The 9,430-nt window shown below is 44.9% G+C and carries 9 protein-coding genes; 6 read left to right on the plus strand and 3 right to left on the minus strand.

From position 1 onward, the window contains the following. Window positions 1–978 (plus strand): calcium-binding protein (locus QT974_RS25865; RefSeq protein WP_333471273.1); only part of this gene is annotated, 978 nt, incomplete at its 5' end. Between the two features lie 455 nt (window positions 979–1,433). On the opposite strand, the gene rlmN is transcribed toward QT974_RS25865, so the two are convergent. Next, a complete protein-coding gene (gene rlmN / locus QT974_RS25870) occupies window positions 1,434–2,549 on the minus strand; it encodes a 23S rRNA (adenine(2503)-C(2))-methyltransferase RlmN (protein WP_333471274.1) in 1,116 nt (371 codons plus the stop codon). Between the two features lie 103 nt (window positions 2,550–2,652). Then, the gene (locus tag QT974_RS25875) at window positions 2,653–3,729 is read right to left on the minus strand and encodes an acyltransferase family protein (protein WP_333471275.1); all 1,077 of its coding nucleotides are present in this window, start codon (window positions 3,727–3,729) and stop codon (window positions 2,653–2,655) included. A gap of 686 nt (window positions 3,730–4,415) precedes the next feature. Here QT974_RS25875 and lgt point away from each other — a divergent pair. From lgt to QT974_RS25895, 4 genes are all read left to right on the plus strand, one after another. Further along, window positions 4,416–5,309, plus strand: a complete 894-nt coding sequence (lgt, locus tag QT974_RS25880; RefSeq protein ID WP_333471276.1) for a prolipoprotein diacylglyceryl transferase — start codon at window positions 4,416–4,418, stop codon at window positions 5,307–5,309. Between the two features lie 122 nt (window positions 5,310–5,431). Next, the gene (gene cobM, locus QT974_RS25885; protein ID WP_333471277.1) at window positions 5,432–6,235 is read left to right on the plus strand and encodes a precorrin-4 C(11)-methyltransferase; all 804 of its coding nucleotides are present in this window, start codon (window positions 5,432–5,434) and stop codon (window positions 6,233–6,235) included. 125 nt (window positions 6,236–6,360) lie between these two features. After that, window positions 6,361–7,200: a dienelactone hydrolase family protein gene (locus tag QT974_RS25890; RefSeq protein ID WP_333471278.1), complete on the plus strand. Its 840-nt coding sequence runs from the start codon at window positions 6,361–6,363 to the stop codon at window positions 7,198–7,200. A 191-nt stretch (window positions 7,201–7,391) separates the two neighbouring features. Beyond that, window positions 7,392–7,874, plus strand: coding sequence for a flavin reductase family protein (locus QT974_RS25895; RefSeq protein WP_333471279.1), 483 nt, complete (start codon window positions 7,392–7,394; stop codon window positions 7,872–7,874). Window positions 7,875–7,971: 97 nt separating this feature from the next. Here QT974_RS25895 and QT974_RS25900 read toward each other — a convergent pair whose 3' ends face one another. Next, window positions 7,972–8,490 carry a pyroglutamyl-peptidase I family protein gene (locus tag QT974_RS25900; RefSeq protein ID WP_333471280.1) on the minus strand — a complete coding sequence of 173 codons (519 nt, stop codon included), beginning with the start codon at window positions 8,488–8,490 and terminating at the stop codon, window positions 7,972–7,974. A gap of 156 nt (window positions 8,491–8,646) precedes the next feature. On the opposite strand from QT974_RS25900, the gene hisH reads away from it, so the two are divergent. Continuing rightward, window positions 8,647–9,282 (plus strand): imidazole glycerol phosphate synthase subunit HisH, encoded by a 636-nt coding sequence (gene hisH, locus QT974_RS25905; protein ID WP_333471281.1) that lies wholly within the window; start codon window positions 8,647–8,649, stop codon window positions 9,280–9,282. Window positions 9,283–9,430 lie beyond the last annotated feature (148 nt).

The raw sequence follows: 9,430 nt of genomic DNA on the forward strand, positions 1-9,430 counted from the left end.
CCCACACCAACTCCCACACCAACTCCCACACCAACTCCCACACCAACTCCCACACTAACTCCCACACCTACAGGTACGCCCGATCTAACCTGCATTGGCGATCGCATTGAACGACCAAACCTCGATCGACCAAATCCAGTTGATAATATTATCAACGGCAATTCCGGCATCATAATCGGCACTGCCAAAAATGACGGTTATGTTGGCAGCAACAAGCCAAATATCTTCGATGCCAAAGCAGGTAACGACAACCTAATTGGCGGCGAACTTAACGATATCTTTTACGGCAATGAAGGCAATGACTTCATTAACGGTTACAAGGGAGACGATATCCTGTTGGGCGGTAAAGGAAACGACATCATTATTGGCGGTTTTGGTAAAGATGTTATTTTCGGGAATCAAGGAAACGATTCACTTAACGGACAAGAAGATAATGACTTAATCTTGGGCAATGAAGGTAACGATTTTATCGACGGCGGTAAAGGAAACGATACTTTGTTCGGCGGAAACGGTCAGGATTTAATCCTAGGTAGCGAAGGCAATGATACTCTGTTTGGAGAAGTTGGGGACGATACTTTGTCTGGCGATGCCGGAAATGACCTCGTTTATGGCGGTCAAGGCAACGATCTAATTGACGGCGGTAAGGGCAATGATTCGATTTATGGAGACAAAGGTAACGATACACTTCTCGGTTGCGAAGGCAACGATATTTTGTTTGGAGGCTTAGGCAACGATAGCTTGATTGGCGGTTTGGGCAATGATATATTTGTCGTCGGAAACAGTCTCGGACTCGATATTATTTCCGATTTTGTCAAAGGCGAAGATGTGTTAGGATTGTCTGGTGGCTTGAGTTTCAATCAATTGGAAATTAGTCAGAGCAATAACACCACTTTGATTAAGGTGAATGGAATTGCGATCGTCTCTTTGATCGGAGTCAATGCCTCGTTAATTGGTGTTAACGATTTCCGAACAATTTAAGGATTGCTATAGAGGAAACTGCACGTGCCCAAAGCGTGTCAACTTAAGTCTAGAACCCTTGATAAATCTCGCTTTTATCAAAGTCTAGATCCCCCTAAATCCCCCGAATCGTTGCGGGGACTTTGAGAAGACTCCTGTCCCCCCCTTCGATCGGGGGGCTAGGGGGGATCTGGCCTTAATGGTCAAACAGCAGTTTCTGACTACGTTTGAGCTTAAGTTGACACCAATGGCACGTGCCGTTTCCCTAAAATTAATCGCGATCGGGTGCGATGTCTGGTGGCATCGGAATTAATATAACCCGAAATCAGGACACGGCAGTGCCGTTTCCCTAGAATTAATCTGGTGTAGGGAAACGGCACTGCCGTGTCCTCTATATCATTTCGGCGCAGCCGGAATTGATATTAGCCACAATCAGGAAACGGCAATGCCGTTTCCTCCGTTGCCTATTTGCCTATCTAATCCTCCACCTCCGAAGCCCGCAATTGTCCGCAGGCGGCATCTGCTTCTAAGCCGCGAGAATACCGCACGCTAACGGCGATTTTCTTCTCCTTCAAAACCGTAACAAAATTGTTAATTCGATTGGGAGTTGGTCGCTGATATTCAGCTTCCTGAATCGGATTGTAAGGAATTAAATTGACATGACACTGAAAACCGCGCAACTGACTTGCTAACTCGGCTGCGTGTTCCGGTAAGTCATTGACATTAGCTAAGAGTACGTATTCAAAGCTTAATCTACGGCCGGTCGATCGCACATACTCGCGGCATTCTGCCATTAACTCACCCAAAGGATAAGGGTGGGCGCTGGGAATCAACTCTTCGCGCAGTCTTTGATTGGAAGCGTGGAGGCTGACGGCGAGGGTAACTTGCAGTTGATGTTCGGCTAGTTGGGTGATGCGATTGCGGATTCCGACTGTGGAAATGGTGATGTTTCGCTGTCCAATTCCTACGTCTTGATTCAAACACTTGACAGCAGCTACGACATTATCGAAATTCAGCAGCGGTTCGCCCATTCCCATAAATACGATGTGGCTGACTCGGCGGTCGAAATCTTGCTGTACTGTCAAGACTTGATCGACGATTTCGTGTACTTCTAAGTTGCGCTTGAAACCGCCTTTACCCGTGGCGCAAAAGTCGCAGCCCATCGCACAGCCAACTTGGGCTGAGACGCACACTGTCAGCCGTTTTTCGGTGGGAATGCCGACGGTTTCAATGATTTGACCGTCTGCTAATTTTAGGAGATACTTTACGGTGGCGTCTGGTGCGACCGATCGCCAATGAATAGTCGATCGCCCGATCGGAATTTTAGCAACCGTCTCGCGCCATTGTTTAGAGAATACAGAAATGTCAGAGAGCGATCGCGCCCCTTTCTCATAAATCCACTGATACAACTGTTTACCGCGATAAGCTGGTTGTCCCTGCTGCTGTACCCACTCCGTTAACTCAGCCAAATTCGCGCCCAACAAGGGCGGAATTTTACCCGACTCAACAGCCAAAGCAGCAGTCTTGCGAGACTGATTCGCATCCCTGGAATTACCAGAAGAGTACACCTGAGAAACGGAGGTAGGAGACATAGGTCATAGCGAAAATTTACGATCACTCTCTATACTAAAACTTCTTGACCCAAACAGCCGTCTTTCTGTGACGAAATTGGCAAAATTCTGCTTACTAAATATTTTATGGCGTTAAATTTGAAGAAGATGAAAACCGCTTGCGGAGCTTGGTGCATGGTAACTCTATATACCTATAAATTGCATAGGCTAATATCAAGGAAATCATTAAACTTGCCAATCCCTGTACAACCATAGGCATTTGATTAAAATAAAAATGAATACCTTTAATCGTTGTATCGTGTACTAGATAAAGCGAGTATGAAAGTAAACCCACAAATCGCACCCACTTCCAATTTAGAGGTTTAAATATTAGCCAATCTGGAAAACGGATAGCAGGTACGAAACAAAGATGTATTCCAATACCTTGAACAGTGAAACGAACTGTATTTTCCAACTCAGGATAACGAAATAGCAAAGACAAAAGAATTAAAGTTATTCCTAATGGTAGTAAGAAATACTTCCAAAGTCGCTCTGATCCGTAGGGAGCGTCTAATACTGGGTTACCATAGACCGCTAATGCACAACCAAACAATATGCTATCCATTCGGGTATCTGATAAATGATATATCCGCTGTTCAACTGCTCCCATACCAAAAACTAGAACACATCTCCACAGTAGAAACAATATACACAAACCCCAAAAAATTAACATTTGCTGTTTGGGCTTCAAATGCATTTTCATTAAAAGTATGTATAAAAAAGGAAAAATTAAGTAGAAGTGTTCTTCAACGGCAAGAGACCAATACACATCTGTACCAACAGCTACTCCAGTGGTACCATTAAAAAATTCATAGTAGTTATAATAATGTAGAGCCTGACTTAAAAAACCTGGCAGTCTGATTTCGCCTTGTAATACCCCTAGCAATGTTAAAATAGCTCCCACAAATAAAACTGCATAAAAGCCAGGGAGTATTCGCACTACACGTCGCAAATAAAAATATTTGATATTAATCACTTGATTTTGTTCGTATTCACGTCTCAGCAAGGTTGTAATTAGATAACCGCTCAAAAAGAAAAAAGTTGTTACACCCAATCCTCCGGGCACAATATAACCCATTCCTGCATGAGATAAAAAAACAATTAAAAAAGAAACAGTCCTAATTCCATCCAACGAAGGAATGTAAAATTTTGATGATGTCATATTATTTTTTTATGAAATTTACTTTTTTTCATATTTGGATATTACTTCAAATATTTTTTGGATATCGAGTCCTACTTACTTACTTAAAGTCAAAGTTGTTATTCTACCTGAGATATTTGGATTAGTGCAGTTGTTGGAGCAGCGCCAAAGGGCCACAGGTGATGTTTTCCCAGGACTATTGGTCACAAATCCGACAATTAAGTGTATTGATGAGGAATGGTTGTATCTTAAGTGAGATAAGCTAACTTGTCAATATTTTTGCGCACAAGCCTGATTTGGCTGGGCTACGACCAAAACTCGTCCCAAAATACCGGCGAGTCCTCTGCTCCTAAAATTGAGTCCTCCTTCCACTTCATTAACGACAAGAACGCCTAGATAGAGCGTTGATAATAGTTAAATCTGTCGATCGAGGTCTGCCTTCTGAAAGCCGATCCAGACGGGACTGCAAACAACTGTGGTGCTTTCTGCCATTAGCTCTGACTCTTTTTTGATATTTTTTTGAGGTGGTACCACTTTTGCCCAGAGTCTATCTTAACCGTGGTAATTTTTATTTTACCAAAAAGTTAATTTCGGCGAAATTCGCCAAATATTGCGTGTAAATGACCGCAGTCACCTAAAATAAACTCTGTAGTTTGTTAAAGGGTATGCAAATCTGACTGCTTTCCACCAACAATAATTCAACTTTCATGGTGCTAAATATTCTCGCGCTACCTCTAGGCTTTCAATTTACATCGCCAGGCCCAATTATTTTTCAACTCGGCCCCTTAGCCGTCCGTTGGTACGGACTGTTGATAGCTTCTGCTGTTTTGATTGGGGTCAGTCTATCTCAATATTTGGCCGAAAAACGCCGCGTTAACCCGGAATTGCTGGGTGATTTAGCAATTTGGCTGGTTCTGGGCGCTATTCCGTGCGCTAGAATTTACTATGTAGCTTTTGAGTGGCAGCAATACGCCCAGAGACCTGAAGATATTATTGCGATTTGGAAAGGCGGAATTGCCATTCACGGCGCAATTTTGGGCGGCACGATCGCAGCTTTGATTTTTGCGAAAATCCAGCGAGTTTCTTTTTGGCAATTGGCCGATTTAATCGCGCCTTCGGCAATTCTCGGTCAGGCGATCGGACGCTGGGGAAATTTCTTTAACTCCGAAGCTTTTGGTAGTCCTACGGATTTGCCTTGGAAACTCTATATTCCTGCAAACAGCCGCCCGATCGCCTATGCTAATTTTGAATATTTCCATCCCACATTTCTCTACGAATCCCTGTGGAATTTGACAGTATTCGGGTTGCTGCTGACTTTGTTTTTCCGCGATTTGCAGGGTAAAATTAGATTAAAAACTGGTGCTTTGTTTTTGGTTTATATCGCAGCTTACAGTTGCGGTAGAGTCTGGATTGAAGGGTTGCGAACTGATAGTTTGATGTTCGGGCCGCTGCGGACGGCGCAGATGGTAAGCTTGACAGGGATTGTGTTAGGTTTGGGCGGTTTGGCTTGGCTTTATTTGCTCGATCGACCTTTGCCAGATGTGATATCAGCCACGGGCGATCGCACAAAGGTTGCTCCCAAATCCCCAGAGGATCAATAAAAAACCCCAGAGACGTTAGTCTCTAGGGCTCAAAACCAGGGTGCATCTACCATCCCTTACTTCCAACCAAAATAGGTGCATCCGGAAGCGCCGGTAAATTTAGCAAATTTTTTTGAGCACCCATGAGTTTGACAGAGATTGCATCCCTAATTCCAGGCGTATACATTGTAGGTGCAGGCCCCGGAGACCCGGATTTGTTGACTGTTAAGGCTCAAAAATTACTGGCTGCGGCCGATGTCATATTATTTGCCGATTCCCTAGTTCCAGAGCAAATTTTAGAGGGGGTGCGCGCGGATGCTGAAGTTATCCAAACGGCAGATAAGACTCTCGAAGAGATTGTACCTTTGATGGTGGAGCGAGTGCGCGACGGCAAAAGCGTCGTCCGACTGCATTCGGGCGATCCCTGTCTCTACGGCGCAGTCGGCGAACAAATGCACGCTTTAGCTGAAGCTGGAATTGCTTTTGAGGTGATTCCGGGAATTAGCGCTTTCCAACTTGCCGCAGCTAAACTTAAAATTGAGTTGACAGTTCCGGGAGTTGTGCAGACAATTATTTTGACCAGAATTAGCGGCAGAACTGAAGTACCAGAACGTGAAGAATTAGCTGGTTTGGCGGCTCATCAAGCCAGTTTGTGCTTGTATTTGAGCGCGCGACACGTCGAACAAGCTCAAGCTAAGTTGATGGAACATTACGCGTCTGATTTGCCTGTGGCAATTTGTTATCGGTTGGGCTGGCCTGATGAGAAAATTGTGCTGGTTCCTCTTGACAAAATGGCGATCGCCACTCGCGAACATAATTTGATCAGAACGACGATGTATGTGATTAGTCCGGCTTTGGGTAAAGAGGCTCAAGGACGATCGCGCTTGTACCATCCAGAGCACGATCGGCTGTTCCGAGAGAAGCAAGTTCGGCAGCGGATTGTGTAACGGATTTAACGGATGGAAGAATTCCCAATGACAACTATCCACTGACAACTGTCAACTATCCACTGACAACCGTTAACTGTCAACTGTCAACTGTCAACTGTCAACTGTCAACTGACTAATTACCAATGAAAGATTTAACTCGCAGACAATTTATCACTGTCACCGCATTAACCGCCGGATTTGCTTTAGCAGTTCATCCTATTTCTTTGGCAACTATTACCACAGATGCAACGGGTTTAGTTGCAGGTGAAGTGAAAATTCCCGTGAAAGACGGGCAGATTCCAGCATACAGAGCAATGCCGGCCAGCGGTAGCAATTTTCCAGTAATTTTAGTAATTCAAGAAATCTTCGGGGTTCACGCGCACATTCAAGATATTTGCCGCCGTTTTGCTAAATTAGGTTATTTGGCGATCGCCCCTGAAATGTTTGCCCGTCAAGGCGATGTTTCTAAAATCACCGACATTCAAGAAATTGTCAGTACAGTTGTCTCGAAAGTTCCCGATGCTCAAGTGATGTCCGATTTAGATGCTACCGTCGATTGGGCGCAAAAGTCAGCCAAGGGCAATATTGATAAGTTAGGGATTACCGGATTTTGCTGGGGTGGCAGAATTGTTTGGCTGTACGCGGCACACAACCCGAAAGTCAAGGCTGGCGCGGCTTGGTACGGGCGTTTGGCTAGCGATTCTACGCCTTTGACTCCCAAACAGCCGATCGACCTTGCAGCAACTTTGAAAGTGCCAGTATTGGGGCTTTACGGCGGCAAAGATGACTTAATTCCCAACGATACAGTCGAGAAAATGCGACTACTTCTCAAAACTGGCAGCAGCGGTTCTGAAATTGTGCTTTATCCAGATGCGCCCCACGGTTTTAACGCCGACTATCGCCCAACTTATCGGGAAAAAGAAGCCAATGATGCTTGGAAAAAGCTTCAAGATTGGTTTAAGAAGCACGGAGTTGCATCATAGTTTTGAGTTAAAACTTACCCGCTTCCCGCTTTAAGAAAGCCTATCTAACGAACCGCGAAGACGCGAAGAGCGCGAAGTTAGAGAAAGAAGAGAAAAAGGTAATATTGTCGATCGCCCTTAAGACAGTTGGGTTTGGGCGCTGCAAAAGGTAAACTGGGCGGTGTAGAATTTATCGATCGACAGGTAAGCCCGTGCTAGACGAACAAGCTAAAAAAACCATCCTGCGCAAAATCCCTCACGGATTGTACATTTGCGGTGTCAAAGACGGGGAGGAAGTCAACGGTTTCACCGCTAGCTGGGTGATGCAATCTTCCTTTACCCCTCCCTTAGTCGTCAACTGCGTCAAGCAAGACTCTAAATCCCACGCCATGATCAAAGCCAGCGGTGTGTTTGCTTTGAGTTTTTTGGAAGCTGGACAAAAAGAATTAGCCCAGAAATTCTTTAAGCCGCAGCGCCGGGTTGGCAATAAATTTGAGGATGTAGAATTTTATGCTGGCCCGGAAACTGGTTGTCCGATTATCTCGGATACTCTGGGTTACATTGAGTGCAATGTTGTCGGTGCTGTGGAACATGGGGATCACACGGTTTATGTGGGAGAAGTTATCGGTGCGGGGGTTCACCGCGAGGGAAATCCGTTGCTGTTAGAAAGTACCGGCTGGAATTACGGCGGGTAAAGACTTGGTAGTTGCTATTTTCGCACTCCATCTCAGAAACCGGGTTTCTACGAGTTTTTGCGCTAAGTAACGAGAAATATTCGTAGAAACCCGGTTTCTAGTCCCTGCGTACAGTTAAGCGGCGTATAATTAATAAAAAATCGGCGACAATTTTGTCGATATTTTTCTCTGTCAAAATTGGGACGTGGACGAAAATACATTTGGTGCTAAGTTGAGAATCGCCAAGGTGTTTTAAAATTGCGTAATAGAGAGCTTCACAAACATATTTCCCTGCTTCGTGACTGATTTCGGTTGCGGCTAAATCAGCGACTAGCGGTTCGAGATTGACTGGTGTTTTCAGAATGTCTGTATCGCAGCAAGCGCAGGATTCTACGGTTAATTTTTGTCTGCTTTCGGCCATGCCGCAGCAGATAATGGTTTCGGGTTGGATTTGGTTGATTTGGGCGATCGCCAAACTCGGCGCTTCCTGGAAATCTACGGGCAGTTTTCTCAAAAAAGTTAGCGAATCTGGCAAAGATTCAATTTGGGAAATTTTGGCTAATAAATCGTCGGAAGAGTTGGATTTCTGATGGGGAAGCCAGGTATCAAATGAGGTTAGCAGGATTTTTTTAGTCATATAATGTCCCGTCTATCGATCGCAATCAAATAGGTTCGCTCGTTCGGACTTCAGTCCGCATCAATTTCTGCGGACTGAAGTCGGAACGAGCGAACCTTTGTTATGGGTGATTTTGTGCAACAATAACGATATTAATAATATAAGGCAAGTAAGTCAATGTCTGTCATTGCAGTAGTGGACTATGACATGGGCAATCTCCACTCGGTCTGTAAAGGCTTGGAAAATGTGGGTGCAGTGCCAAAAATTACGGATTCTCCTGCTATCATCGAGCAGGCTGATGCGGTGGTTTTGCCGGGAGTAGGTTCCTTCGATCCGGCGATGCAGCATTTACGATCGCGCAATTTGATAGAACCGATAAAAAGTGCGATCGCCTCGGGGAAACCTTTTTTAGGCATTTGTTTGGGTTTGCAAATGCTGTTTGACAGTTCCGAAGAAGGTACGGAACCGGGGATGGGAATTATTGCGGGAAAAGTGCGCAGGTTTCGATCGGAACCGGGGTTGACCATTCCGCACATGGGATGGAATCAATTAGAATACACTCAGCCCAATTTGCCACTGTGGCAAAATCTCTCACCTCAACCTTGGGTTTATTTAGTGCATTCTTATTATGTCGATCCGGTTGATTCAACAGTAAAAGCTGCGGTGGTTACCCATGGAAGCCAAACTGTGACGGCGGCGATCGCTAAAGACAATCTGATCGCCGTGCAATTTCACCCGGAAAAATCTTCGACTACGGGATTGCAAATGCTGTCAAATTTTGTCAGTCTGGTGAGAACAAAAGTTGCTGCTTAGGTAATAGATATCTTGCAAACGTCCTTTTAATCTATTTTGGGAACGGGCTCTGGGGCCCATTCCACAAGAAAAAAACGGGTGCATTTCAGTTTGGAAGAGGGCGAAGCATGACCGCATATAAGTTATTAGTTATAATCTCATATTGACG

This window comes from Microcoleus sp. BM001215392 (assembly GCF_036700185.1).
Classification (GTDB): Bacteria; Cyanobacteriota; Cyanobacteriia; order Cyanobacteriales; family Microcoleaceae; genus Microcoleus.

Bases quoted from the DNA above. Each gene is read 5' to 3' on its own strand.
- rlmN (WP_333471274.1), bottom strand. From the start codon at position 2,549: ATGTCTCCTACCTCCGTTTCTCAGGTGTACTCTTCTGGTAATTCCAGG.
- QT974_RS25875 (WP_333471275.1), bottom strand. From the start codon at position 3,729: ATGACATCATCAAAATTTTACATTCCTTCGTTGGATGGAATTAGGACT.
- lgt (WP_333471276.1), top strand. From the start codon at position 4,416: ATGGTGCTAAATATTCTCGCGCTACCTCTAGGCTTTCAATTTACATCG.
- cobM (WP_333471277.1), top strand. From the start codon at position 5,432: ATGAGTTTGACAGAGATTGCATCCCTAATTCCAGGCGTATACATTGTA.
- QT974_RS25890 (WP_333471278.1), top strand. From the start codon at position 6,361: ATGAAAGATTTAACTCGCAGACAATTTATCACTGTCACCGCATTAACC.
- QT974_RS25900 (WP_333471280.1), bottom strand. From the start codon at position 8,490: ATGACTAAAAAAATCCTGCTAACCTCATTTGATACCTGGCTTCCCCAT.
- hisH (WP_333471281.1), top strand. From the start codon at position 8,647: ATGTCTGTCATTGCAGTAGTGGACTATGACATGGGCAATCTCCACTCG.